The organism is Rhodoligotrophos defluvii (assembly GCF_005281615.1).
GTDB classification, from domain to species: Bacteria; Pseudomonadota; Alphaproteobacteria; order Rhizobiales; family Im1; genus Rhodoligotrophos; species Rhodoligotrophos defluvii.
On the sequence record NZ_SZZM01000004.1, the window covers coordinates 101,226 to 125,947 of the forward strand.

21 protein-coding genes are annotated in these 24,722 nt (G+C 58.6%); 9 read left to right on the plus strand and 12 right to left on the minus strand.

All coding sequences use genetic code 11. The features are described from left to right. Positions 1-216: 216 nt before the first annotated feature. Together E4P09_RS17620 and E4P09_RS17625 are read left to right on the plus strand one after the other, a co-directional pair. A complete protein-coding gene (locus tag E4P09_RS17620; RefSeq protein ID WP_137390940.1) occupies positions 217-468 on the plus strand; it encodes a helix-turn-helix domain-containing protein in 252 nt (83 codons plus the stop codon). After that, positions 468-1,775 carry a type II toxin-antitoxin system HipA family toxin gene (locus E4P09_RS17625; RefSeq protein ID WP_137390941.1) on the plus strand — a complete coding sequence of 436 codons (1,308 nt, stop codon included), beginning with the start codon at positions 468-470 and terminating at the stop codon, positions 1,773-1,775. The genes E4P09_RS17620 and E4P09_RS17625 overlap by 1 nt, the downstream gene beginning before the upstream one ends. 151 nt (positions 1,776-1,926) lie before the next feature. Here the strand turns inward: E4P09_RS17625 and E4P09_RS17630 are convergent, their stop codons facing one another. The 3 genes from E4P09_RS17630 to E4P09_RS17640 all read right to left on the minus strand — a co-directional run bounded on the left by E4P09_RS17630 (position 1,927) and on the right by E4P09_RS17640 (position 4,898). Next, on the minus strand, positions 1,927-3,738 hold the full coding sequence (locus E4P09_RS17630) for an AAA family ATPase (protein ID WP_137390942.1): 1,812 nt from the start codon (positions 3,736-3,738) through the stop codon (positions 1,927-1,929). Positions 3,739-3,789: 51 nt separating this feature from the next. Further along, the gene (locus E4P09_RS17635; RefSeq protein WP_205042169.1) at positions 3,790-4,002 is read right to left on the minus strand and encodes a helix-turn-helix transcriptional regulator; all 213 of its coding nucleotides are present in this window, start codon (positions 4,000-4,002) and stop codon (positions 3,790-3,792) included. Positions 4,003-4,166: 164 nt separating this feature from the next. After that, positions 4,167-4,898 (minus strand): hypothetical protein, encoded by a 732-nt coding sequence (locus tag E4P09_RS17640; protein WP_137390943.1) that lies wholly within the window; start codon positions 4,896-4,898, stop codon positions 4,167-4,169. A 203-nt stretch (positions 4,899-5,101) separates the two neighbouring features. Here E4P09_RS17640 and E4P09_RS17645 point away from each other — a divergent pair, with 203 nt between their 5' ends. After that, the gene (locus E4P09_RS17645; protein ID WP_137390944.1) at positions 5,102-5,377 is read left to right on the plus strand and encodes an addiction module antidote protein; all 276 of its coding nucleotides are present in this window, start codon (positions 5,102-5,104) and stop codon (positions 5,375-5,377) included. Positions 5,378-5,392: 15 nt separating this feature from the next. Here the strand turns inward: E4P09_RS17645 and E4P09_RS17650 are convergent, their stop codons facing one another. Next, positions 5,393-6,634 (minus strand): tyrosine-type recombinase/integrase, encoded by a 1,242-nt coding sequence (locus E4P09_RS17650; RefSeq protein ID WP_137390945.1) that lies wholly within the window; start codon positions 6,632-6,634, stop codon positions 5,393-5,395. Positions 6,635-8,338: 1,704 nt separating this feature from the next. On the opposite strand from E4P09_RS17650, the gene E4P09_RS17655 reads away from it, so the two are divergent. The 6 genes from E4P09_RS17655 (at position 8,339) to E4P09_RS17680 (ending at position 15,412) form a co-directional block, all read left to right on the plus strand. Beyond that, on the plus strand, positions 8,339-9,133 hold the full coding sequence (locus E4P09_RS17655; RefSeq protein ID WP_137390946.1) for an ABC transporter ATP-binding protein: 795 nt from the start codon (positions 8,339-8,341) through the stop codon (positions 9,131-9,133). Next, entirely contained in the window at positions 9,133-9,936 is an 804-nt protein-coding gene (locus E4P09_RS17660) for an ABC transporter permease (RefSeq protein ID WP_137390947.1), read from the plus strand. Before E4P09_RS17655 ends, E4P09_RS17660 begins: the two co-directional genes overlap by 1 nt. 35 nt (positions 9,937-9,971) lie before the next feature. Then, positions 9,972-11,048, plus strand: coding sequence for an ABC transporter substrate-binding protein (locus E4P09_RS17665; RefSeq protein ID WP_137390948.1), 1,077 nt, complete (start codon positions 9,972-9,974; stop codon positions 11,046-11,048). 476 nt (positions 11,049-11,524) lie between these two features. Further along, entirely contained in the window at positions 11,525-12,568 is a 1,044-nt protein-coding gene (locus E4P09_RS17670) for a putative 2-aminoethylphosphonate ABC transporter substrate-binding protein (RefSeq protein ID WP_137390949.1), read from the plus strand. A gap of 16 nt (positions 12,569-12,584) precedes the next feature. Next, a complete protein-coding gene (locus tag E4P09_RS17675) occupies positions 12,585-13,709 on the plus strand; it encodes a putative 2-aminoethylphosphonate ABC transporter ATP-binding protein (protein ID WP_137391216.1) in 1,125 nt (374 codons plus the stop codon). Continuing rightward, positions 13,706-15,412, plus strand: a complete 1,707-nt coding sequence (locus E4P09_RS17680) for a putative 2-aminoethylphosphonate ABC transporter permease subunit (protein WP_137390950.1) — start codon at positions 13,706-13,708, stop codon at positions 15,410-15,412. Before E4P09_RS17675 ends, E4P09_RS17680 begins: the two co-directional genes overlap by 4 nt. A gap of 116 nt (positions 15,413-15,528) precedes the next feature. Here E4P09_RS17680 and leuB read toward each other — a convergent pair whose 3' ends face one another. The 8 genes from leuB to E4P09_RS17720 all read right to left on the minus strand — a co-directional run bounded on the left by leuB (position 15,529) and on the right by E4P09_RS17720 (position 23,630). Next, a complete protein-coding gene (gene leuB, locus E4P09_RS17685; protein ID WP_205042171.1) occupies positions 15,529-16,596 on the minus strand; it encodes a 3-isopropylmalate dehydrogenase in 1,068 nt (355 codons plus the stop codon). 18 nt (positions 16,597-16,614) lie between these two features. Continuing rightward, a complete protein-coding gene (gene leuD, locus E4P09_RS17690; RefSeq protein ID WP_137390952.1) occupies positions 16,615-17,199 on the minus strand; it encodes a 3-isopropylmalate dehydratase small subunit in 585 nt (194 codons plus the stop codon). Positions 17,200-17,201: 2 nt separating this feature from the next. Then, a complete protein-coding gene (gene leuC / locus E4P09_RS17695; protein WP_239025273.1) occupies positions 17,202-18,593 on the minus strand; it encodes a 3-isopropylmalate dehydratase large subunit in 1,392 nt (463 codons plus the stop codon). Between the two features lie 109 nt (positions 18,594-18,702). Then, positions 18,703-19,401, minus strand: a complete 699-nt coding sequence (locus tag E4P09_RS17700) for a LysR substrate-binding domain-containing protein (protein WP_137390954.1) — start codon at positions 19,399-19,401, stop codon at positions 18,703-18,705. After that, on the minus strand, positions 19,368-19,664 hold the full coding sequence (locus E4P09_RS26905; protein ID WP_137390955.1) for a LysR family transcriptional regulator: 297 nt from the start codon (positions 19,662-19,664) through the stop codon (positions 19,368-19,370). The genes E4P09_RS17700 and E4P09_RS26905 overlap by 34 nt, the downstream gene beginning before the upstream one ends. An 18-nt stretch (positions 19,665-19,682) precedes the next feature. Continuing rightward, positions 19,683-21,449, minus strand: coding sequence for a putative 2-aminoethylphosphonate ABC transporter permease subunit (locus E4P09_RS17710; RefSeq protein WP_137390956.1), 1,767 nt, complete (start codon positions 21,447-21,449; stop codon positions 19,683-19,685). Beyond that, entirely contained in the window at positions 21,442-22,539 is a 1,098-nt protein-coding gene (locus E4P09_RS17715) for a putative 2-aminoethylphosphonate ABC transporter ATP-binding protein (RefSeq protein ID WP_137390957.1), read from the minus strand. The genes E4P09_RS17710 and E4P09_RS17715 overlap by 8 nt, the downstream gene beginning before the upstream one ends. Before the next feature lie 83 nt (positions 22,540-22,622). Then, positions 22,623-23,630, minus strand: coding sequence for a putative 2-aminoethylphosphonate ABC transporter substrate-binding protein (locus E4P09_RS17720; protein ID WP_239025256.1), 1,008 nt, complete (start codon positions 23,628-23,630; stop codon positions 22,623-22,625). Positions 23,631-24,722 lie beyond the last annotated feature (1,092 nt).

A 24,722-nucleotide genomic window follows, 5' to 3' on the forward strand; every position in this document is an offset into this window, starting at 1 on the left:
TATCATTCCAAACGGGCTGAGCAGGTTTGAAGCGGCCAGAGAGGTGCCTTCCTTTTTCTACCAATTGCGTAAAGTGGCATTGGCGACTTCATACCCTTTTACGTATAATCTGCTTTTATACGCTCAACCGTATTGAGACGCCATATACGCTACAGCGGATATTGACAAATTATACGCTTTCGCGCATACAATGGCGAAACTGTCTGAGGTTTCGTCATGGACCAGATTGCCCGCACCCCCAAGCAGATCGGTGACACTATCCGCCGCCACCGCCGCAAGCTCGGCCTGAACCAGGCTACCTTGGGCGAGCGCACGAAGCTGCGCCAGGCGACGATCTCGGCGGTCGAGGCGGGCGCGCCGGGTACCCAGCTCAGCACCTTGTGCGACATCCTGGCGGCGCTCGACCTGGAGTTCGTCATCCGCCCGCGCTCGAAGGCGACGCCCGATGAGATCGAGGATATCTTTTGATGGCCCGACCGCGCCGGCATGTGCCGCTCAATGTCTTCCTCAACAGCCGCCTGGTCGGCCGCTTGAACCGGCAATCGACCGGTGCCATCGATTTTCAGTATGACCCCTCATGGCTGGTATGGGAGCACGCGCTGCCCGTCTCGCTGTCCCTGCCGCTTCGCGAGGAACGCTATATCGGCGCGCCCGTTATCGCCGTATTCGACAACCTGTTGCCGGACAGCGAGGCCATACGCCGACGTGTGGCGGAGCGCGTGCATGCCGAAGGAGTGGATGCTTACAGCCTGCTCAGCGCCATTGGCCACGACTGCGTCGGGGCGCTCCAGTTCCTGCCCGATGGCGAGGAGCCGGGCGCGGCCGGTGCTGTGAACGGTAAGCCGGTGGATGAGGACGAGATTGTCCATATCCTCGGCAACCTCGCATCAGCCCCGCTCGGCCTTGGCGAGGACGAGGACTTCCGCATTTCAATTGCCGGGGCACAGGAAAAGACGGCGTTGCTGCTCCGGAACGGACGCTGGCACAAGCCGACCGGCACGACGGCGACGACACATATCCTGAAGCCTCAGATCGGACGGCTGCCGAACGGGATCGACCTCTCATACAGCGTCGAGAATGAATATCTGTGCCTGAAGCTCATGGCGGCTTTGGGCATTCCGAGCGCCGGAGTCGACATCGCGGAGTTCGGCGGCAAGCGGGTGCTGGTCGTCGAGCGTTTCGATCGGCGGTGGACGCGCGACGGACGTCTTCTGCGCCTGCCGCAAGAGGACTGCTGCCAAGCGCTTTCGGTGCCGCCCACGCTCAAATATGAGGCTGAGGGCGGGCCGGGCATTGCCGCCATACTGAACCTGCTGACGGGCAGCGACACACCGGATGACGACCGGGCCATGTTCCTCAGGGCGCTGGTGACATTTTGGCTTCTCGGCGCGACGGACGGCCACGCCAAGAACTTCAGCGTTTTTCTATATCCCGGCCAGCATTTCCACCTCGCGCCCCTCTATGACGTGATTTCCGCCCAGCCCAGCGCGGACGCAGGACAGCTCAAGCGCAATCAGATGAAGCTCGCAATGGCCGTTGGCGATAGCCGGCATTATGTGGTCGAGACAGTCATGCCACGCCATTTTCTCCAGACGGCGGCCAAGGCCGGCATCGGCGCCTCGGTCGTCGAGCGTGTATTCGAGGACATCCGGACACGCGCGCCAGCCGCAATCAAGGAGGTCAAGCAAACGCTCCCAGCCGGTTTCCCCGAGGAGATTGCCGCGTCGATCTTCGGCGGCTTTGAGCAGCGGCTAGGGCGGCTGGCCACGCGATGAGGATCGACAACGGTTAATTCAGGTCGGCCCCGGATGGGCCTTTTTTTAACGGCGACTGCCGGGAATTTGGTCCCCTAGCTTCCGGGCCTTGATCCGGGCGTGAATGCGATCGATCGATATAACAATTCGCGTACATACATTTTTATATCGATTATTCCTCCGACTCCGAGCTCCCGCGTATCCACTTGGCCTGCTTGCCCTTACCGATCTGCACGATCTGGCCGGACTTGGCGAGGTCGGCACGCACCATATTTAGCGTTGCCTCAGACGCGATCGAGCGCGCTTCTGCGGCGAGCTGCACCGCCTTCCATTTAGTCGGCTCGTCAGAGAGGTACTCCAGGACGAATTCTTCGGCCGCCTGCCGCTCGCTGCTCGGACGGCCAACCGCATTCTTCTGCACCCGGCAGACATCGTAGTGATCAGCATCGCTGAAGGCGAACGGGCGAAGCACCGGTACGTCGTCACGACCACCGCCGATCTTTTCGAAGACGATCGTCTTGCCCTTCTCGCTCTGGTTCGCTTTCCCGTGGGCAAGAGCGACCCGTCCAGGATCGTCAGGGTCGGGTCCGAAGAACAGTGCTGACCGGATACTGGCGGCAAAGCCGATGGAGCCGACGATGCGATAAAGCGGGTTCTCGGTGCTCTGCTTGTTGAGGTGGGCGAGCCCGACAATCGCAGAGCCCGTCGCTTCGGCCATCTCGGTCAAAAGGGCCATGAATTCCCCGACCTCGTTTTGCCGATGCATGTCACGCCCACCGCCCATATAGGCGGACAGCGTGTCGACCATGACGAGATCGGGGCGCCATTCCTCCATATGCTCGGAGAGCAATTCCAGCCGGTCGTTGGTGAGGGCGCGGAACTTGTACATCTGATGGAGATTGTCGAGATCGACACCGGCCTTTACCAGCCGGTTCAGCACGACGCGCTGCCAGTTGTCCTCGGCGGCAAGCACCAGGACGCGATTGCCGGTAGGGCGCTCCTTGGAAAGCGGCCATGGTTGTCCGCTTGTCACGGTTGCCAGAAGCAGAGCCGTCAAAAGTGACTTGCCCGCGCCTGGATCGCCGGCGATCAGCGTCATGCCGTAGCGCGGGATATAGGGATACCAGAGCCATTCCATCGGAAGTGGCTCACGTTGCACCGGCGGTCCAAACAACTCCTGGCGGGTCTCGCCATAGCGCGTGCTGCTGCCGATCAGGCTGCGAAGTTCGCGTTCCGACAACGGCTTCTCACAGGCGGTTGCGTTCGCCACCTTCAGCATGTCGAAGATGACCTTCTCGTCATCGATCCGTCTTCGAATCGCGCAGGCCGTTCGGAACAAGACATCATTTCTCTCGCCAACCTTGAGGGCGTGGCGTGGGCCTCCGCGCTTTCCCGTCCTGCCGGCGGCTTCTGTCTTTGAGGCGCGCAGATCCACGAGCCCCTCCGGTACAGGCACGGCTTCCTTAACCCGTGAAGGCACCCATCGATAGCGATCGCCGCTTTCGTGGAGGCTCGGCGGAAGCATGACGTAGCGGTTCGAGCCGGTGAGCACGTCGACCTGATCGCCCTTAAACGCTCCATCGTCCAGGGCTCCGAGATAATGCCGGTGCCTCCCCCGCTTGGTCCTTACTTCAATGGTCTTAGGGAGTCTGAGGGCATCGACAGCAGCTTTTCCCTTTGGGCCGTCGACATCAACCACCGTGCGACCTTCAAGTGTCGTGGCGATGTTCGCGTTCGGGTATTGTCGAAAACCCCTTCGGATCAGGGCTAGGTCGGTCGTGGCGCTGTTGGCGCCGTTCGGAAAGAACTCGGCGATCGGGTGTTTGCCTGCGTGAGGGCAATCGCGATTGCCGCAGGTGCACCGGCCATTGGCATCGATGCCGTGGGTCAGGAGGAGTTGGAAGCCCGCTTTCAGATAGGCGCGGGCGGCGACCGACGGCTTTTCAGAACGCATGCCATCGGTCACGCGAAATGCAGTTCGCATGATCTTTCTCCGAGAATGTAAGGGAATGGGAGGGGCTAACGCGCCCCTCGATCAGAAGTCGGCGTAGACGTGCCGGCTGCGCTCTTCGGCGCGGGCTTCGAGCCAGGCGTCAACCTCGGCCTTGATCCAGGCGACTCTCGTTCCAGCCATCCGGATACGGCGTGGGAACCTCCCGGCAGCCTCCCAGCGGAGCAAGCTGACATTGCTGACGCGGATGCCCAACTCCACGAGGTCGTCGCGGCTCAGCACAATTCGCTCGGCCATAGATTGTCGTTTCGGTTTTTCTCGCATCTCGGTTTCCTTCATTTTCGTGTTGAGATGAAGTGACGTGATGAAGCAGGCGCTTCAACGCGTACGAAGATGCGTCAGATCGTAAAAATATCATAGAAATCAAAATGATAGTATGGGAACAAACCATGCCAGAATTATCAAGGCCCGCGGAGCTTTCTCAATTCGCCAATGAGGCTGCTGGAAGGCAATTTGTCCTTCGGCAGAATCTCGCGCACGCAGATTTCCATGACTGACAGATACGTCCCATACATCTTGCCGGACTTCGTTTTCGTGGTCTTGATATGCGTGCCGCGACTGATCGTAAGCCTCGGGAAATGCCGCTTGAGGACCATCGACAAGGCATTGCCGAGATCGGTCAGAAACTCCGTCGTCATGTTGGTGTTGGCGATCCTGTCGGTCAGCAGCAAGCGTAGCTCCTCGGCGCGATTGCGCAGCTTTTCGAGCTCGGAGCGGAGCGCTGCGCGATCAGGAGCGGGCATGCGCATGTCCTCAGGCCACTCGGAGAGCAAAGGCGCGTTGTCGTCGGATAAGGCATCGAGAAGTTGTTCCGCAGGCTTGATGACGTTGCGCTCAAGGTGCTGCACACGTCGCGTCAGCTTTACGTCCCTTGGACCTTCGGACAGGCGCAGGGGGGTGGTGTAGAGAGCAGTCAGGTAGCGGTAGGCGACCTCGCGCAGGTCAGCTTGCAGCGCTTCTCGTGCGTTGAAGTCGGGTTCGCGCGCAGCCTTTGCGATTTCATCGATGGTATGGTCCGCGAAAAGGTCATGACGAGGATCACGCCCCTTGGGAAATTCGACCTCGTCCCGGTACCACACGGGTTCACCGTAGCGTAGGTAGTACGGCTCCTTGTCTGCTGATTTTTGCTGCATCGCCGACCCATTGCTCCAATGTCACGAGTCTTTCGTATAGATACGCGCGGCAATTGTAGACAGTGGCAGCGTCGGAAACGATAGCGTCTTGCCCTTCAGGCGCTTTCTAGCCAGGCGTGACTAATCGGCCATCGAATCCTTTGATGGCCTGTGATTTATAAATACAATATGTGACGCAATGCAGATCACCCTGGAATGGCGCAGTGCTTCACGACTATGATCCAGCCGACGCGCTGAAATCCACCGAGGCCGTTGAAGTGTTTCTCAACGACGCCTTCGATACGATGGACGCGCCTCATATCGCCAAGGCGCTAGGTGTCGTCGCACGCGCTAAGGGCATGACCAAGATCGCCCGAGAAACCGGCTTGGCACGCGAGCAGTTGTATAGGTCACTTAGCGAAGAAGGTAATCCAACGCTGGAAACCACCTTGGCGGTGCTGAAGGCGATCGGCTTCAGGATCGCGAGCAGGCGTAAATGAGGTTGCGAAAACTGATCAGCTCGTCCCCGTAGGCAACGACACCACCATCCCCTTGTTGGTCAAGGACGCTGAATTCGCGGATGCGTCGCGGCTTGAAGCCTCTTTCGAAATCAGTTCCGCAATCCGCCCGGCCCACTGCTCCAGCGCTTCCCGCTTCTCTTCAAGATAGGCGTGTCGGTTGTAGACGGCGGCAACGCCGGAAACGATACCCGTCTTGTGGTTCAATATAGCCTCGATGACATGCGGCGGCACGCGCATCATCGCCATGTTCGTGGCGACGGTGCGTCGGATATCGTGAAAGCGCCAGTCGGATGCGCCAACTTCCGCGTCGAGCCGGGCCTTGTGGCGGCCGAAGCCCGAGATCGGCGTCTTACCGGAGGTGGTGAACACGAGGTCGGAATTCAGAAAGCGCGGCACCGCCTGGAGAATTTGCACGGCGTGAGGCGCAAGGGGCACGGTGTGCTGCGTGCCGTTCTTCGTGCGCTGCGCCGGGATCGTCCACATGGCGCGCTCGAAGTCGATCTCAGACCAGCGCATACCGGCGACCTCGCCGCGACGCTGCCCGGTGAGGATGAGCATGTGGGTGAACTTGTCGAAAGGAAAGCCTTCGGCCTCGGCCGCCTTCCAGCATACGACCAGCTCGCGGTCGTTGAGAACGCGGTCACGCGCCACCTCCTTGGTGGGCAGTTTCAGGGCCGCGGTCGGATTGACCTCGATCGTGCCCCGGTCGAGACACCAGGCGAACAGCTTCTTGATCGCCGCCAGTGCCCGGTTGGCGCGATAGGGCGTGCCGTTGGCGAGGATGGTGTCTATGACGCGCACCACCTCGGCGCGCTTGATCTGGTCGATGGGGCGCGAATAGAGGCTGCTGAACTTGAGAAGGATGCGCTCACTCCCCTTCCAGTCCTTGTTGCGCGGCTTGGCGTAGAACTCGATGAATTGCGGCACCAGTTCACCAAGAGTCGATGCACCGCTCTCGTCCTCCGTCTCGGCCTTCTCGACATAGCGCCCGAGCTGTGCGGCGCGCATGATACTCCGCGCCTTCTCGCGTGCTTCGCCGAGGGTCAAGATCGGATAGTCCCCGATTTTTATGCGACGGCGGCGCTTGTTGATCCGGGCGCACAGATGCCAGGTTTTGCGGCCTTTCGAAGAAACGCGGACGATGAAGCCGGGCAGCAGTTCGTCCCACACTTCGTAGCGCTTGCCCTTGGCGGGCGGCAGGGCCTCAATCGTCTTGGGTGTCAGCTTCTTTCGCATGAAGCGTTCATCGCATCATCGCTGTCGGTCTGTCAGGGTATGATTTGGAGCGGGATGAAGCGGGTTACGTTGGTCGGATTTTGGTTGGCCCTGGTCAATCGCCCTTCGTGCGCCCCCAGGCGCTACGGGGGCTGATCGTCCTGGGTACCAATTTCTGGCGCATGATGCACCTATCGCATCATTCCTGTCGCTCCATCCGGGTATGATCTTTAGAGGTTTTACTTCGGATGAGGCAGTATTATATGTATTTACACGACACTGGATGCGCTTGTTGCGGTTCTGAAAATGGACGCGCTTCGGAATGGTGACGCACTGGGTGTCAATTGGGGTCCATATGCGCTCTTGCTTGAATGGGTGTCACTGAAATAATTTGAAAAGACATGAAAGCTCCGATTGAAACATTTCAATTATCTAATTTATCGATCTGAAGCGGAATGGCGACCTATGAATTACTTCCTGGCCTAACTGAAAATCCGCGTGTCGGTGGTTCGATTCCGCCCCTGGGCACCAAATTTTTTGCCGGAAAATCAGTCTCTTAGGCCAGAAAGCTTGCCCATGGCTGGCAGTTTTCATGTTGCATCGTGTCGCGCTTGATCCCAAGGATTTCCGGGATTCCTGAGGGGCACGGCGACTCCATGCAACATGGATGCGACAACGAAACTCTTCTGTGGCCGTCAGGCACGTCCACCCTCACGGCGATCATGGCACGTGCTCGCAGGCCTCAGAGCCATGCCGCGATTTGCGCGGTGGCCGAGGCGGCGGCGCATTGACTGATCGGCGCGATGGCTGCCGCATAGCGGAGCAGACGTGCGAAGCCCGCGGGGGCCTCAGGTCGTATCGTCGCGCCGCGCGTTCAGAATGATCGCCACATCGATGCCTCCTGAAGGAAAGCGCCAGCGACCGGTGCGATCAATCCGAAGGCAGCGGCGATCATGCAATGCCGGACAGCGCCAGCGCGGCAACGATCATCCCGCGCTTTCGGGGATCGGCGGTTTTAGATTCTGCAGGTCTTGGTGGCAGTCCAGGTGGAGGTCATCTCGCCGTTAGGACCGTGCACTAATACCACCTGCCGAAGCGGTGGGTCTGGGATGATCATGGGTCTCCTGGCACCGGCCAAGCAACTCTCTCGTTCGCTACTTACCGCGGTGTTAAGTATTGCAACAGCGAGCGACGCTCGCTTCGCCGATCCACTTGCATATCTCTTCCGCTTGTCGAACGCTGGGAGATAGTGCTCCGGTCAGCTAAGCGTTCGAGCCAAATGACCGCCTCAGGCTGGCGACTACTCAGCAGAACGAAAGCCCCCCTCATAGAATGTGTTGCGTGGCATGCGAGCGAACCCAGAAGCGTTCCTCGGCGAAACGGAATCTGATAGGCGCTATAAATAAAGTTTACTACCATTGACCACTAGACCTGGGCACTATACCGAAGATAATAAGTGGTCGGAAGACGTCATTTCGCCAGTCAAAGCGGGCTTTGGCTATGATGTATTGTGAGTCAATGTACAAGACAAAAGTTCAAAATTAAATAATTGTTGCGTAATACATTTTCATTTTTTTCCATGGAGCAAATTTGGCGCAGCTGAAGGGGAGCTTTTGTTTGTCATCCTGTGGAGCAGAACGAACACGGGCGGATTAGCTCCCGGACCTCAGAGTTGTGGCGCAGCGGCATTCTTCGATTGGGGGGAGGCTTGTGGATCTAGCTAGGATGCGGGGCAGCGACACACCTGTCCTAGGAGAGCAGGCGGGAAAATCGATCGAGATAATTGACGTTTCGAAAAACTATGGGACCTTCACTGCTCTTGAAAATATCAATTTCGCGATTGCGAGCGGCGAATTCGTATCGATCGTCGGGCCCTCTGGATGCGGAAAATCGACACTGCTGAGAATTCTGGCAGGGCTGTCACCCCCGACACGCGGCAAGGTACTCATCAACGGGGACCTTGTGACCGAGCCTCGCAGAGATATTGGAATCGTATTTCAAACCCCCCTGCTTTTCGAGTGGAGAACCGTCCTCGATAACACACTACTGCCCGTGGACGTTCAGCGATTGGGGCGTGCCCGGAACACGGAAAAAGCCCGCGAGTTGCTCGCCCTCGTCGGGTTGTCGGATTTCGAAAGTTATTATCCAAAGCAGCTCTCCGGCGGGATGCAGCAACGGGTCGGGATTGCACGCGCACTCGTCCATGATCCGGCAATGCTGTTGATGGATGAACCTTTCGGTGCACTGGACGCCATGACACGTGAAAAGATGAACCTCGAATTGAAGCGTATCTGGGAAGCCCGGAGGAAGACTATCGTCTTCATCACACATTCCATTCCCGAAGCGGTCTTTCTTGGCGAGAGAGTGGTGGTTCTGGCTCCACGGCCGGGGCGGATCGCCGATGTGCTCGAAGTCGACCTGCCGCGTGACCGGGGCCTCGACATTATGAACACAGACCGATTTGGAAGCTACGTGCGACGTATTCGCGCCCATTTCGGGTCCTCGGGAGGGATCGACTGATGGGCAGCGATATCGACACGATCGGCAATCGGTTGCTCAGTGTTTTCGGCCTCTTCTCGACGCTGGCAGCATGGGAGATTATCGTACGTCTGCTTTCTGTCCCAGCCTTTATTCTTCCCGCGCCAAGCTCAGTGATCGCCGCCCTTTGGAATGGCATCAAAAGCGGGGTCTATCTAGACCATCTTCTGGTAACGCTGACGGAACTTGTTCTCGGCTTTGGGCTGGGGTCCATCCTCGGCCTGGGGCTCGGGCTTGCGATTGCATTGAACCGACACCTGGCCTACTTCTTGTTTCCTTACATCATCATGTTTCAATCGCTTCCCAAGGTGGCCCTAACACCGCTGATCGTTCTTTGGTTCGGGCTGGGTATCACCTCCAAAGTCGTCACTGCCGCGCTGACGGCATTCTTCCCATTGATGATCAATACGATCGCCGGATTGAAAGCGGCGGATGCCGACCGTATTAGTCTCATCCGCTCGTTGGGTGGGTCGGAATTTCAGATCTTCATGTTGCTACGCCTGCCGGTCGCGTTGCCCTATATTATGGCAGGGCTGGAGATCGGGCTCACCTTTGCTTTGATCGGCACCATCGTCGCTGAGTTTCTCGGGGCTGAGAAAGGCCTTGGGATGCTCATGCAAAGCATGAATTTCACCATGGATGTTGCCGGATCATTCTCCATTCTGTTCATCCTCTCGCTCCTTGGCCTATCTCTCAACCGGTTACTTGGATTCGTGCGTCGGCGCGTCCTCTTCTGGGAAGAAGACAGCCCCTCTCCAATCATCAAAACAAGAACAAACACGTGAAATTCGACCTCATCGAGAACAGTGGGAGAGCTCAGATGAAATTCTCGCAATTCCAATATTTCGGCGTCCCCCTCTTCGCTGCCAGCGTGCTGGTGAACGCCTCAACAATCCCGGCTTTTGCCGAAAGCGATATTCAAACGGTCCGTATAGGGTGGTGCACTCAAACGCTGAATGTGACCGCGGCTCCCCTGGCGATCGCGGAGAAAATGGGCTGGTTTGAGGAAGGAGGGGTCAAGGTCCACCTCGTACCTCTTCCCGGCTCGGCAGACTGCGCGCGAAATGTGGCAACGGGCGAAATAGATGCTGCTGTGGCGGCCCCTGAGCCCATTGCAGTGCTCCGGACCCAAGGCGTCGATCTGAAGGTGTTTTACACCGCCTATCGCCGTAACATCTTTGGCCTTGCTGTTCCTCAAAGCAGTGACATACAGACTTATAATGATCTCCGCGGCAAGAAGATAGGTGTCACCTCGATGAGTTCAGTCGGCGTGATCATTGCTCGCTCGGTAGCTGCGGACGCTGGTCTGAACCCTGACAGCGATATAAGGATAGTCGTATCCGGGGAGCCTGCGCAGAGCGCTTCCCTGCTCCGGTCAGGTGAGGTGGCGGCGCTCAGCCAGTGGGATACCAACTATCTGCTCGTCGAGCGCGCAGGAGTGCCCATGCGCAGGATTGAGGACCAGCAGATTGCATCCTTCCCGTCCAATAGCCTCGTTGCGCTCCAATCCACCTTCGAGAAGAAGAGCAAAGAGCTTGCGGCCGTTGCGAGGGGATATGCGATGGGCACCGTATTTGCGATCGAGAACCCGGCTGCGGCTAGCGAAATTATGTACGAGCTTCATCCCGATATCCGGCCGACCGGACTTGACCCGGAAACCGTGCGGGCGATCGATATGAAGACCTTGGCCGAACGTGCGAGGGTATGGGCGCTGGAAGATGGTCAAAGGTGGGGTGAGAGCAACCCTGAAATCTATCAGCGGTATGTTGAATGGCTTCAAAAATGGGGCATCGTAAAGGGTGAAGTGAAGGCAACGGACATGATAAGCAACGAGTTCTTGGATGAAATCAATAACTTTGATCCATCCGAGGTCAAGCAGACCGCAGCCGAGTACTGAAACCTCTACGCGGCCAGGATGCAGCCACACTCATGTTGGCCGACCAACCAGTTCCTCGCCCGCCCCTTCCCGTGGTCCGACCGAGAGTGCGGGGTAGGGGCTCGGCATTTCACCCGGTGGCGCTCATAGATCCTATCGAGGGCTCCAACCTGACGGGTCATCAGTCTGCGGGATTAGATCGCCGGGCGTGGCGGGCCAAAAGATGATTTTCCCCATCATGGAGGAGATCACTGCGCGATGGCGCAAGCACTTCAGATCCTTCGAGCCCCCGCTAGCTCTGAGAAGCGTTAGGCATCGCGACGATTCCGACTGCTGGTTTGAAGACGAATTGCTAGCCTGTTCCCGGTCTGCGCTCACCGTCGATCAGTTGAACTGCCATCACTGATGATCATCGTGATCATCACAAGACGTTATTTTCATCGCCTTCACGTTTCGTTGTAGCGTTTGCGGCTCCGGTCGAAGGGAGGGAATACTAAATGCCTCGACGCGTTCGCATTTCCACAGCTTTGGTCACGATGGCGGTCGCGCTTTCGGCGATCGCGCACTGGTCAGTCGCGGCTGCCCAGGATCGCACGAAGCTTACCGTCTACACAGCGTTGGACAATGACCAGCTGGCAGCGTTCGAAAGTGCCGCCGAAGCCGCAAACCCCGGCATCGACATCACCTGGCTGCGCGAGGGAACAGGTGTCCTCACCTCGCGTGTCCTTGCCGAAAGAGAGAACCCTCAGGCCGACGTGATCTGGGGCTTAGCCGCTACCAGCTTGATCTTCTTGGAATCGGAGAACCTGCTGGAGCCGTACGAGCCGACCAACGCTTCTGCGCTAGTCCCGCTTTTCCAAGATCAGAAAGAACCGAAGACGTGGGTCGGTATGGATGCATATCTCTCTGTAATCTGCTTCAATCCGATCGAGGCCGCAAAGAAGAACATCCCGGCGCCGAAGACTTGGCAGGATTTGCTGGATCCGGTGTACAAAAACGAGGTCGTCATGCCCAATCCGGCATCCTCGGGTGCGGGCTATCTGACCGTTGCCGCTTGGCTGCAGCTGATGGGAGAGGAGAAAGGCTGGCAGTACATGGACGGGCTCCACAAGAATATCGCCGTGTACACCCATTCAGGCTCCGCATCCTGCGTGCAGGCTGCCCGCGGTGAGCGCGTCGTAGGAATCGGCTTCGACATGCGGGCTGCAGCCGAGAAGACCAAGGGAGCTCCGATCGAGATCATCATCCCCGAGGAAGGTGCCGGATGGGAGTTGGAGGCCACTGCCATTGTACGCGGCACGGATCATCTAGAGGCCGCGAAGCAGCTTGTAGACTGGTCGGTAACGCGGGAGGCGAACGAGCTCTATTCCCGGTATTACGCGATCGTCGCCCATCCGGAGGTAAGCAATGCTCCTCCCAACTACCCGGCAAATGCCAAGGAAAAGATGATCAAGAACGACCTCGAATGGTCTGCCGCGAACCTTAAGCGTGTAACGGAAGAATGGACCAAGCGCTATGACGGGAAATCTGCTCCCAAATAGAGGGGCAGGATTGGAAATGCGTCTACAGAGAAAGGCGTTCACAGCGCTCCCGGATCAACCCCAGACCGGCCCATGCCTGAAAGTAGAGAGGGTTACGAAGCGCTTCGGCACATTTGTCGCCCTCAAAGACATTTCGTTCTCCGTTGCCTCGGGTGAATTTGTCTGCCTGCTTGGTCCCTCGGGTTGCGGTAAGACGACACTTCTTCGCACCATCGCCGGTTTGGAGTCTCAATCCGATGGTCGTATTGAGCAGTATGGCAGGGACGTGTCGCTCCTCCCGGCTGCCCAGCGGGACTTCGGCATCGTCTTCCAGTCCTACGCGCTCTTTCCGAACCTCACCGTCTTTCAAAACATCGCCTACGGTCTGGTCGCTCGGCGTCAGCCCGCCGACCGCATCAAAAAGCGCGTCGGTGAACTGTTGGACCTGATCGGTCTGCAGGACGAAAGCGGCAAGTATCCTGGTCAGATTTCCGGCGGTCAGCAGCAGCGCGTTGCATTGGCCAGAGCAATCGCGGCTTGGCCCGGCCTGCTCCTGCTGGATGAGCCCTTGTCGGCGCTGGACGCGCAGGTTCGGGTGAGCTTGCGCGAGGAATTGCGGATGCTCCAACAGCGTGTGGGTATTCCAACCATCATGGTCACGCACGATCAGGAGGAAGCGTTGGCCTTGGCGGACCGGGTGATTCTGATGAACCGGGGTCACATCGAGCAGATCGGTACACCGCCGGAAGTCTACAACAACCCCGCTAGCGAGTTCGTTGCACGGTTCGTCGGTGCTTCCACGTCTTTGCCCGGAATACTGACCACAGATGGCCGGGTGAGGGTCGGAAACGCAGAATTCTCCGCCGCCGCTGAAGATCGGCTGAGCCACGGAGACGCTGTCACAGTATGCATTCGGCCTGAGTATGTCACTGTCACATCAGCCAATGCCTACCCTGGCCAACTTGCTGTGTCCGTCAGGAGCAAAACCTTCATGGGCAGTCACTGGCGTCTGGAGCTTCGACTCGTCGATGCACCGGAGTTCAGCCTGAAGGCGGATATTGCGGATGATTTGCAACGAAAGCTCGCCCTTGAAATCGGCAGCCAGGCCTGGATTTTCGTCGATCCTGACCGTGTTCGCGTTTTCCCCAGGACCGCGAAATGAGCCTGCAAAGCGAAGCCAACCACGGGCTGATATCCCCGAAGACCGCGTATGTGATCGATCGCGCATTTTGGATCGGCATCTGCCTTCTCGCGATCCTACTCTTTGCGATTTTCCTGATCTTCCCGCTGGTATCGGTATTTTCTCGGAGCCTGCAGGATGCGTCTGGCGAGTTTGTCGGCATTGCCAATTACCTTGAGTATTTCCGCAATGAGACGCTGCGTGTGTCGCTTCTCAACACAATATTTGTGGCCGGCGCTACCGCCATCATCTGTGTTCCTCTGGCGTTCTTTTTCGCATATTCGGTGACCCACACCAAAATGCCGGGGCGCCGTATTTTCCAATCAGCGGCAATGCTTCCGCTATTTGCGCCGTCATTTCTTCCTGCCATGTCTCTCATCTATTTATTCGGCAATCAGGGACTTATAGGAAACTGGGTGTTCGCAGGAGATATCTACGGTCCAGCCGGGATCATCGTCGCTGATATATTCTTCTGTTTTCCGCACGCCGTCCTCATCCTCTCTGTGTCTCTAGGTCTGAGCGACGGGCGACTCTACGAAGCTTCGGAGGCCCTTCGCGCGTCGAAATGGACCACGTTCAGACGTGTCACACTGCCGTCCTGCCGATACGGGCTGCTGAGCTCCTTTTTCGTGGTATTTACGCTCGTCACGACGGACTTCGGCATACCTAAGATTATCGGAGGCAACTATTCCGTCCTGTCGACCGAGATATACAAGCAGGTCGTGGGACAGCATAACTTCCAGATGGGGGCAGTTGTAGGTTTCCTGTTGCTTGCGCCTGCCGTGATTGCGTTCAGTCTCGACCAGGCTCTGCAACGCAGGCACGTGGCATTGTTCTCTACTCGCTCTGTTCCCTATGTGCCCAAGCCGACAGCGTTGGACGGGGTAGCGCTGGTCTACTGCTCTGCCATAGCGGCCTTCATCGTCTGCCTGATTGCCGTAACAGCTTGGGGCTCCCTGGTCACCTACTGGCCCTATAACCTGTCGCTTTCCTGGGCGAACTATAACTTCAAGAATTTCGATGTCTCTGGCTGGTCGCCATTCTTCAATTCACTTCAGTTGGCAGCCATCGTGGCCATCAGCGGGAGCTTGACAGCTTTGCTCAGCGCTTATGTGGCAGAGAAGATATCTGGGCTACAACCGGCACGCTTCATCATCCGTGCTCTCGGCATGTTGCCCGTCGCCGTTCCCGGTCTCGTTCTCGGATTGGGCTATGTCTTGTTTTTCAACAGCCCTTCGAACCCGCTCTCTTTTTTAGTGGGGTCCTTTGCGCTCATGGCGCTGAACACAATCATTCACTTCTTTACCGTCCCCTATCTGACCGCCCTCTCATCGCTGCGGCAGCTGGATCGGGAGTTCGAGATGGTCTCGGATTCGTTGCGCGCCACCAGACTGATGACGTTCTGGCGGGTGACGCTGCCCATGTGCGGGTCCATGCTCCTCGAAATATTTGTTTTCTATTTTATCAACGCGATGACCACGGTAACCGCCGTCGTGTTCCTATACACCCCTGAGACACGCACCGCTGCGATCGCCGCCATCAACATGGATGACTCCGGCATGCCGTCCGTGGCTATGGCGATGGGCATGCTGATATTGGTCACGTCGCTGCTCGTCAAGGTAGCGCAGATCTTCTTCGACAGCTTTCAAGTTCGACATTCTGGTAGATGGCGGCAGAGGCTCTGATGGGGCTCAAGTTGTTTAGGTGTTCATTTGATGGTCGCATCGGTGTGACGGCAATCGCAGATCGATCTGATGATGGCCACCTATTTGTCCGCACTCGATTGGCACGACATGAGGCCTCAGGGGAGCGCCGCCACCACACGGTCTCCCATCTCCTCGGTCCCGACGAGAACGCAGCCAGGCCAGAAGATGTCTGCGGTCCTTGCCCCGTCTCTCAGGACCGTGTCGACCGCCTTCTCGATCCGCGCGGCCTCCTCGTCGAGCTTGAAACTTTGGCGCAGCATCATCGCGGCTGAAAGGATCGCCGCCAGCGGGTTTGCGATGTCCTTCCCTGCGATGTCTGGCGCACAACCGTGGACGGGTTCGTAGAGGCCCTTGCCGTCGGCGCTCAAGGAAGCGGAGGGCAGCATTCCGATCGAGCCGACCAGCATCGAAGCCTCATCGGAGAGAATGTCACCGAACAGATTCGCCGTAACGATCACGTCGAATTGGCGCGGATTGCGGATCAATTCCATGGCGGCCGCATCGATATAGAGATGCGTAAGCTCGACATCGGGATATTCCTGGCCGGTTTCGGTCATGATCTCGCGCCACAGTTCCATCGTCTCAAGTACATTGGCTTTGTCGACCGAGCAGACCTTCCGGCGGCGCTCGCGGGCAGTACGGAATGCGACATGCGCTATGCGTCGGATCTCGCTTTCCGAGTAGCGCATTGTGTTGATGCCGTAGCGCTCGCCGTCGAGCGCCTTCTCGATGCCGCGCGGCTCGCCGAAATAGAGGTCGCTGGTCAATTCGCGGAGAAGGACGAGGTCTAACCCTTCCACGACTTCACGCTTGAAGTTGGAAGCCTCGATCAGCGCCGGCGCAGAGACGATCGGGCGGAAATTCGCGAAGAGATCGAGTTCGCGCCTGAGCGTCAGCAGGGCGTCACCTGGCCGAAGGCCGCGCGGCAGCGATTCGTAGTGGAATCCGCCTTCTGCACCGAACAGTATGGAGTCGGCCTCCCGGGCCAGAGAGAGCGTCTCGGCTGGCAGGGGATGGCCGGCCGCATCATAGGCGCAACCGCCGATGAGAGCTTCCTGCATGTCGAACGCATGGCCCCGCCTGGCAATGGACTTCAGAACCTTCACGGCCTGACGCGTGACTTCGGGGCCGATACCGTCCCCCGGCAGGACTGCTATCTTCATGATATTCTCAAGGATGGGCTACGATTTCGATGCTTCGAATGCGCGGATGCGATGGAGTAGGGTCAGGGAGTAGTCGATCTCGTCCAGCCCCTCGAGAAGACATGACCGAGCAAACGGATCGGTGGAAAACGAATGCACCGACCCGGCGAGGTCGGTCACAGTTTCGCTCTCGAGATCGACGGTCAGATGCCCGCCGGGTTGTGCTTCAAGCGCTTCCCTGATCTCGCGCACCACCGGGTCGCGAAGTACAACGGGCAGCACGCCGTTTTTGAGGCAATTGGTCTGGAATATGTCGCCGAAGCTAGGTGCGATAACGCAGCGTATGCCAAAATCGGCCAGCGCATGCACCGCCTGTTCGCGCGACGATCCGCAGCCGAAATTTCGATCACCCACGACGATCTTCGCTGTCCGAAAAGCGGGCTTGTTGAGGATGAAGTCGTCTCGGGGGGTGCCGTCGCCGTCAAAACGCAGATCATGGAAGAAATAGCGGCCGTAGTTTTCCCGCTTCTTATGCATGAAGCGGGCGGGAAGGATCTGGTCGGTATCGATATCGATGCCGGCGATGGGAACCGCCACGGCATCCAGCGTGCGGAATGTCTGCATTTTCAACCGATTTCCATCTGGCGCACATCGACGAGACGGCCCGATACGGCCGCGGCCGCCGCCATGGCCGGGCTCATCAGATGCGTCCGCGCGCCCGGGCCCTGCCTGCCGACGAAGTTTCGATTAGTCGTCGAGGCGCAGCGTTCCCCGCTCGGCACAATATCCCCATTAATCGCGAGACACATCGAACACCCGGCATGTCGCCAATCGCAACCGGCGTCGATGAAGATACGATCCAGCCCCTCGGCCTCGGCCTGCGCCTTGACCATGCCCGAACCGGGGACGACCACGGTCGGCACCATCGTCCGCTTGCCGCGCATTATCCCCGAAGCTGCACGCAGATCCTCTATGCGGCCATTCGTGCAGGAGCCGATGAACACCCGTTCGACCACTATTCCTTCCAGCGGCATGCCCGGTTTCAGCCCCATATAGGCTAGGCTCTTTTCCAGCCGCCGGCGCTTCACGGGATCGTCCATCGTTGTGGGATCGGGCACACACCCGGTGATCGGCCCCGAATCATCCGGGCTCGTCCCCCACGAGACCATCGGCGCGATCTCGTCCGCCCGCATCATGATGTCGCGATCGAAGACGGCCCCTTCGTCGGAAGCCAGGGTTGACCATTCACGCACGGCATGCTCCCACGCCGCGCCCGACGGGGCAAACGGCCGGCCATGGAGATAGGCGAACGTCTTGTCGTCGGGACCGATCATCCCCGCGCGTGCGCCCGCCTCGATCGACATGTTACAAAGCGTCATGCGCGCCTCGATCGAGAGGGCCTGAACCGCTGAGCCGGCATATTCGATGACGTGTCTTGCGGCGCCCGCGACCCCGATGCGCGCGATTACCGCCATGATGAGATCCTTGCTCGTAACGCCGAGCCCGGTCTCGCCTTCGATGCGGATACGCATGGTGCCGGGGCGGCGTTGCCATAGGGTTTGGGTCGCCAGAACATGGCTGACCTCCGCGGCGCCGATGCCGAAGCCGAGTGCGCCCAGCGCGCCATGCGTTGATGTGTGGCTATCACCACACACGATCGTCATGCCGGGAAGGCTCAATCCCTGCTCCGGACCCACCACATGCACGATGCCCTGGCGCACATCTTCGAGCCCGAAGAGACGAATCCCGTTGTCGGCCGAAAAACGCAAAAGCTCCTCGATCGATGCCCGGCGTTCCGCGTCGACTGTATCGGCGAGACTGCGTCCCCTGGTAGAGACGTAGTGGTCGGGGATCGAAAAGCTCAAATCCGGTCGGCGGACCTTCAACCCCTTCCGGCGCAGGGTCTCGAACGTGTCCATCGGCAGGTCGTCACCGATGTAGTGACGGTCGATATATAGCAGCGTCTGGCCGTCCGGCCGCTCGTAAACCTTGTGACGATTCCAGATCTTGCCGAACATAGTTTCGGACAAGGCGACTCTTCCTCGATTGAAGGTGGCGGCCAACGGTCCACCACCCATAGATCCGAGGAAAGCTTACGATACCGGGAGCAGACCCAGAACTCGTTGTTCAGCAAGCTGGCAACGTCGTTGACGATGGGGACGGCTCACTCGTCAAATGGCGCAGTAGCAAACGTGTCGCCACCGGCAGGTCGTCCTGCGCCCGCACGCAGATCTTGTGGATGCGCGTCGCCCAGCTTTCCGCAAGCGGGATGACGGCGATATCCATGACGGGCGCCAATCTCTCGGCGAGAAGGGACGGAATGACCCCAATACCCAGCCGCGACTCCACCATGCGGCACACCGCATCGAAGCCGCCCACACGCACGCGCGACTTCATAACGCTCCCCTGTTCACTCGCCTGGCGGAACAGAAGCGTCTGGATCGAACTGCGCGGCTCCTGTTCGACGAATTCGTAGCGCAGTATGTCAGCAAAGCGTACCACCGACGATTTCTCCAGAGGATGGCCCCTCGGCACGATCACCATGAGCTTATCCTCGAAACAGGTCTCGACGGTAAGGTCGGCCGTCGGCAGGTTTCCGGAAAAGATGCCGATATCGGCGCTGTTATCGCGCACAGCCTGCACGTTGAAGGGGCTGAGATTCGATTGCAGTTCGATCCTCACCTGTGGGTAGGCCTCGGTGAAGCTTTCCAGCCGTTCGGGTATGAAGCCGAAAAGCGTCGACTCATTCGCCCAGATGCGGACATGTCCACGTATGCCGGACGAGAAATCAATCAGGTTGGCCTCGAGATCGGCGACGTTGCGCATGATCGTCTGCGCGTGGTGATAAGCGCCTGCCCGGCCGGGGTTGGACTCGTTCCCTGCCTGTGCCGTTGAAGAAGTTCGACACGCAGAGCCTGCTCGAGATCGCCGATACGCTTGCTGACGGCCGAGGCGGCGATATTCTCTCGGTCGGCGGCGCGTGAGATGCTGCCTTCCTCGACAATTGCCACGAACAAGCGAAGCGTCACCAGGTCTAGCCGCGAGCCGACATTGATGCGCAGAGGTTCAATCTCTTGCGGCGGCACCATGGGCAGAACCAAGTTCTTTCATGTGAGCATTTCTGCACGACTTGGCTGCAGGATCAAGGCGTCTGGCTTGCGGTTGCGCCATGCCTGCGTGCGCCGCACCAGCACGAAGCTCAGCGCCAACTGAAGCAGCTTCACGGCCCCGGCGGTGAGGAGAATCATTACGGCCATTGCTGCGGCTGCGGCGGTGTCTCCGGTATCGTCCATCTCGACTACGGCCACGGAAGCCAGCTTGGTCATGGGAGAATAAAGGAACACGACGGCGCCGATCGTCGTCATCGCGTTGAGGAAGAAATAGGTCGCGATGTCGATGATTGTGGGCGTGCAGATCGGCAATGTGACCCGGAACCCTGTCTTCCAAAACGGCACGCCGAGGGATGTCCCAGCCTCCTCAATTTCATCGTCGAGCTGCTTCAGCACGGTAGTCGCCATCAGGTGCGGGACGGTGTAATAGTGCGCGATCGTCGACATCACGAGGATTGCCATTGTGGCGTAAAGTCCGCTGAGCGGGTTAGCGCGATCGTTGAAGAAAAAGATGTAGCCGAGCCCGAGCGCCAGCCCCGGCACCGCGATCGGCAGCAACGCGAACGCTCGGTAGACTGCTGCAAGAGCGCGGCTGTTGTCGCCCTTCTCCGTCAGATAGGCTCCAAGAAAAGCCATGCATGTGCCGAAGAGCGCAGTCCAGCCTGCCATTTTGAGCGTATTGATATAAGAGCTCCAGCCAGCCGGATCGTAGGTCGCGAAGTCGTAGTTGGTCAGCGACAGGCTAAGATCATAGGGCCAGAAGCTGGCCAAGGAAGCGAAGATGGCCGTGCCGACGAGAAGAAGGATCAGCAGCGAAACCGCCACGACGCAGAGCGACATGACGATGTCTATGGCCGGACGGGACTGAGGCTTCAGCATCACCGCACGCGCGCTCAGTTGCGCCTTGCTGCGCCGACGCACATACAGGTCGACGATGAACGACAGCACGGCCGGAACCAACAGGATCACGCCCACAACGGCACCGATCTGGAAATTCTGCTGCCCGATCACCTGCTTGTAGATGTCGATCGAGAGTATGCTGAACTGGCCGCCGATCACCTTCACGACCCCGAAGTCCGTGACGGAAATCGTAAACACGACCGAAATGGCGCTGATAATGCCGAAACGCGCGGATGGCAAGGTGACTGTGCGGAAGATCCGCCAGCCCGACGCCTTGAGCATTTCGGCCGCCTCATAGAGACGTGCATCGGCGAGGGAGAGGGCGGTGATGAGGATCAGCACCGCATGTGGAAAGCAATAGAAGACCTGACCGGCCACCACGCCGCCGAGACCGTATATTGATGCATCGCCAATCCAGTCCTTCAGGAAACCCTGATTGCCGAAAAGATAAACAAGCGCAATCGCGGGCAAAAGCGACGGGGCGAGGATCGGCAGCAGCGCGATGCCGCGAAAGATTATTTTGCCGGGCAGGCGTGTGCGTGTCAGCGCATAGGCGAAGATGAATGCCAACGTAACCGTAATGAGCGTGGTGAGGAAGCCGAGCAGAAGAGTGTTGGTCACCGACTGCGCGAGCGCCGGATTTCCGAGATAGGCGCGGAAATTCTCCAGCCCGATAAAGGTGCCGGAGGCGCTTTCAAAACTTTTACGAAGGATCGAAACGACTGGAAAAACGACGAGAACGAGGAGCACGAAAACCAGAAACGCAGTTAGCAGAATGCGGATCGCCTTCTCGGATATCGAGGACGCCGCGTGGCACGCCGACCCTCCCGTCTGGCTGAAACGGGCTGCGGAGACTTCATGCATGCCGAGTTCCCGGGAAGGTCTTCAAGACGGCCGGCGACAGCGTGACCGCAAGCCGCTCGCCAGGTTGGAGCTTGAGGCCCCGCGCATTCTGGATCGGTATGTCGGCCGTCAGTACCGCTCCGCCCCAGTCGGCCACAACAAGATCGGTGCGATAGAAGGAACCCAGGAACTCCATTTCCTTGATGGTCGCCAAGGCAGTATTGACGCCCCCATTCCCTGGCGCGGGGGAAAGCACGATGTCTTCGGGACGAATGGACAGGATGCAATTGTCGCCCGGCGGAGCTGGCGAGGCGAGTTCGAGATGGCAGTCGCATGCGTTCAACGCGAAGGTGCCGTTCGGTCCCGCCCGGCCGGAGAGGAAATTCATCCGTCCAACGAAATCCGCCACGAAGAGAGATTTCGGATGGCCATATATCTCGGCAGGCGTCCCAACCTGCTCCACGGTGCCATGGTTCATCACGACGATGCGGTCAGCAATTGCCAACGCCTCTTCCTGGTCGTGCGTCACCATGATGGTCGTTATGCCGAGCGTCCTTTGCAGCTCCCGGATCTGTTGGCGAAGATGCACGCGGACCTTGGCGTCGAGCGCACTTAGCGGCTCGTCGAGTAGCAGAAGCGACGGTGAAGGGGCAAGCGCACGTGCCAGGGCCACGCGCTGCTGCTGGCCACCTGATAGCTCACTCGGATATTTGTTTTCTATATCAGGCAATCCCACGAGAGCGAGGAGTTCTCGCACGCGCGCTTTCACCTGCGCTCCCTTCCCCTCGATGCCGTAGCCGACATTCTGGGCCACGGTGAGGTTGGGAAAGAGCGCATAGGACTGGAAGAGTATTCCGAACCCGCGCTTACCCGCGGGCTGGCGCGAGATGTCCGCCCCCGATTGTAGCAGCAATCCCTTCGTCTGCCGCTCGAGCCCGGCTATGATGCGAAGCAGTGTCGACTTTCCGCAACCCGAAGGTCCCAGGAACGTCACCAGCTCGCCCTCGCGGATATCCAGCTCGATGTCCGAAAGAGCTGTGAAGCTGCCGAACTGCTTCGTAACGCCTCGGACCTCAAGGAATGGCGCGAATTCGAAGCGCCGATCGTTCATGTCCAGCTCGATATCCTGAAACTTGGAAGGAGCGCCCGGACCGGCACGATCGCGGCCCAGAACGCCCAATCTCCGGCTTTCGATCAGTTGGGCTCTACCTTGGAATCATAGCGCGCAACCCATTCCTTCGTCATCGCCTCGCGAGCCTCGGCGCTCTCGTGCAGATTCTGATCTGCCATGGCCGATTCGGCGTTCTTCGGATAGAAGTCAGGCGTCTTGAACTCGCCCGGCCGCGCCACGATGGCCATATATTGGTTGTAGGCTTCGTTGGCCGCTTGCGAGACGGAAAAGTCTGCCAGCGCCTTCGCGGCCTCGAGGTGTTTGGTGCCCTTCATGATCGCGGTCGCCTCGATGTCCCATCCCGTGCCGTCGCTGGGAACGATAATATCGATTGGCGCTCTCTTGGCTTTGAGCTGGGGCGCGGTGATGTCCGTTGATATGCCGACCACATACTCGCCGGTCGCGGCCATCTTGCAGGGCTTGGAGCCGGAATGCGTGTACAGTGCGATGTTCTCGTGCAGCGCATCCATGAAGTCCCAGGCCTTATCGCCCATGGTCTGCGACCAGTGGTTGATCGCGAGGTAGCCAGTATGGCTGGATGCGGGGCTCGGCATCGTGATTTGTCCCTTATAGACCGGCTTTGCAAGATCGCTCCAGGACTTGGGCTCTGGGATGCCTCGCTTCTTCGCCTCGACCGTATTGAAGCAGATCAGCGTCATCCAAGTATCCATGCCGGTCCACGACGGCGGCGTCTTGTCGTCGCGAAAGCGCGGCTTGAGTTCCTCGTAGCCCTTTGGCGCATAGGGTTGTAGCATGCCGAGCTTGTCCATGGTGAGAAGGTGCATCAAGGGGATGCCCCAGACCACATCGGCCTTCGGATTGTCCTTCTCGGCGAGCAAGCGGGCGAGAACGATGCCAGGACTGTCGCGTAGCCAGGAAATTTGAATGTCGGGATGCACTTTGTTGAAGGCCGCCGCGTAAGGTGCGAGCTGCTCCTTTTCCAATGTGGTGTACACGGTCAAGGTTTCCCCAGACGCTGCCGCAGACATCAAAAGCGATACCGCCGAAGCCACTGCAAGCACCGGCACCACTAGGCGATGGCGTCTCAGGAAACCTTGGAACAGCTTTCGGGTTTGCATGTTTCTCCCCTATTTTTCTTGATCAGACCAAAGCGTATTTTGAAATCCTGTTGCCCGTGAATACGCAATTGGGAAGTCTGCCGTCGCGAAAGGCGAAGCCTCCTCGATTGATCCGGTCCATTGTTCCCGGTCCTGGCAGTCTAATGCCGGCGAACAGACGTTTGGAACCCGCCAACTCGGTGTCGCGCCTGTCCTTCAGAAGGGCAATACTCGGCAACTGTCTGCCATAGATCGTTCGGGCTTTCTGTTCCTCCGAGCTGACATCACGCCAATAGCTGTATCATGCAAAATTGCCGATTGTGGATCATGATAATTGCACGCCTGTGTTGTCTCCGGTGGCAGCGCCGATGAGCAGCCCGTAGCGCCGCAAACTAAGCAGAATGCTGAGCCCCGCCCTTGCCTATCCAATTGAACTATTCCTGACCCAAGCGGGGTCCCATAGCTAGAAGCAAGATGACAGCTTTGCGCCCCACATCGGCCATTCCAACGGTCCCGGTCGTTCGCCAAAAGCGGACATTGCTGGTGCGAACCCAGGAGATTGCGCGAGCCAGATCCCCCTTACGGAATGGCTGCTTCGTGTTGATTAGGAGCCTCCCGCTAGCGCAAATGTGGTCAATATAGATGCTTGAATCCCTTTTGCCCGCCGTTTGCCGTCGATTGCCCTCAATAATGCGCCACTGCCGCCGATCACCGCACTCCATCCACCGACGTGGCAAACCGCCGGTCCCAGTTTCAGCTCGATACAATTGTGACCGGGTCATAGATTGCTTCAGCGAGAACGGCGGCTCTCGACCCTCTGCTGTCCTTGGCGTCCGGCGCGACGAACGTTCTGGTCGAGCCGCTTGCGGACGTTCTCGGCTGCTCGTCCTGCAGATAGGATCACCGTCGGACAAGACCTTTTTCTAGCACATTTGAGCGCAGCGCCCGAGCGGACGTTCTTCTCCGAACGTGCCGACGGATAAGCTTGGCGGCGGCTATACGCGATTAGAACATATCAGGAACATGCTCGCAAGGGGCAACAGAATCGTTATGATCGCAACTCAG

Excerpts from the sequence above, each read along its gene's own strand:
- E4P09_RS17620 (WP_137390940.1), top strand. The coding sequence starts at position 217 with ATGGACCAGATTGCCCGCACCCCCAAGCAGATCGGTGACACTATCCGC.
- E4P09_RS17625 (WP_137390941.1), top strand. The coding sequence starts at position 468 with ATGGCCCGACCGCGCCGGCATGTGCCGCTCAATGTCTTCCTCAACAGC.
- E4P09_RS17630 (WP_137390942.1), bottom strand. The coding sequence starts at position 3,738 with ATGCGAACTGCATTTCGCGTGACCGATGGCATGCGTTCTGAAAAGCCG.
- E4P09_RS17635 (WP_205042169.1), bottom strand. The coding sequence starts at position 4,002 with ATGGCCGAGCGAATTGTGCTGAGCCGCGACGACCTCGTGGAGTTGGGC.
- E4P09_RS17640 (WP_137390943.1), bottom strand. The coding sequence starts at position 4,898 with ATGCAGCAAAAATCAGCAGACAAGGAGCCGTACTACCTACGCTACGGT.
- E4P09_RS17650 (WP_137390945.1), bottom strand. The coding sequence starts at position 6,634 with ATGCGAAAGAAGCTGACACCCAAGACGATTGAGGCCCTGCCGCCCGCC.
- E4P09_RS17655 (WP_137390946.1), top strand. The coding sequence starts at position 8,339 with ATGCGGGGCAGCGACACACCTGTCCTAGGAGAGCAGGCGGGAAAATCG.
- E4P09_RS17660 (WP_137390947.1), top strand. The coding sequence starts at position 9,133 with ATGGGCAGCGATATCGACACGATCGGCAATCGGTTGCTCAGTGTTTTC.
- E4P09_RS17665 (WP_137390948.1), top strand. The coding sequence starts at position 9,972 with ATGAAATTCTCGCAATTCCAATATTTCGGCGTCCCCCTCTTCGCTGCC.
- E4P09_RS17670 (WP_137390949.1), top strand. The coding sequence starts at position 11,525 with ATGCCTCGACGCGTTCGCATTTCCACAGCTTTGGTCACGATGGCGGTC.
- E4P09_RS17675 (WP_137391216.1), top strand. The coding sequence starts at position 12,585 with ATGCGTCTACAGAGAAAGGCGTTCACAGCGCTCCCGGATCAACCCCAG.
- E4P09_RS17680 (WP_137390950.1), top strand. The coding sequence starts at position 13,706 with ATGAGCCTGCAAAGCGAAGCCAACCACGGGCTGATATCCCCGAAGACC.
- leuB (WP_205042171.1), bottom strand. The coding sequence starts at position 16,596 with ATGAAGATAGCAGTCCTGCCGGGGGACGGTATCGGCCCCGAAGTCACG.
- leuD (WP_137390952.1), bottom strand. The coding sequence starts at position 17,199 with ATGCAGACATTCCGCACGCTGGATGCCGTGGCGGTTCCCATCGCCGGC.
- leuC (WP_239025273.1), bottom strand. The coding sequence starts at position 18,593 with ATGTTCGGCAAGATCTGGAATCGTCACAAGGTTTACGAGCGGCCGGAC.
- E4P09_RS17700 (WP_137390954.1), bottom strand. The coding sequence starts at position 19,401 with ATGCGCAACGTCGCCGATCTCGAGGCCAACCTGATTGATTTCTCGTCC.
- E4P09_RS26905 (WP_137390955.1), bottom strand. The coding sequence starts at position 19,664 with ATGGTGCCGCCGCAAGAGATTGAACCTCTGCGCATCAATGTCGGCTCG.
- E4P09_RS17710 (WP_137390956.1), bottom strand. The coding sequence starts at position 21,449 with ATGCATGAAGTCTCCGCAGCCCGTTTCAGCCAGACGGGAGGGTCGGCG.
- E4P09_RS17715 (WP_137390957.1), bottom strand. The coding sequence starts at position 22,539 with ATGAACGATCGGCGCTTCGAATTCGCGCCATTCCTTGAGGTCCGAGGC.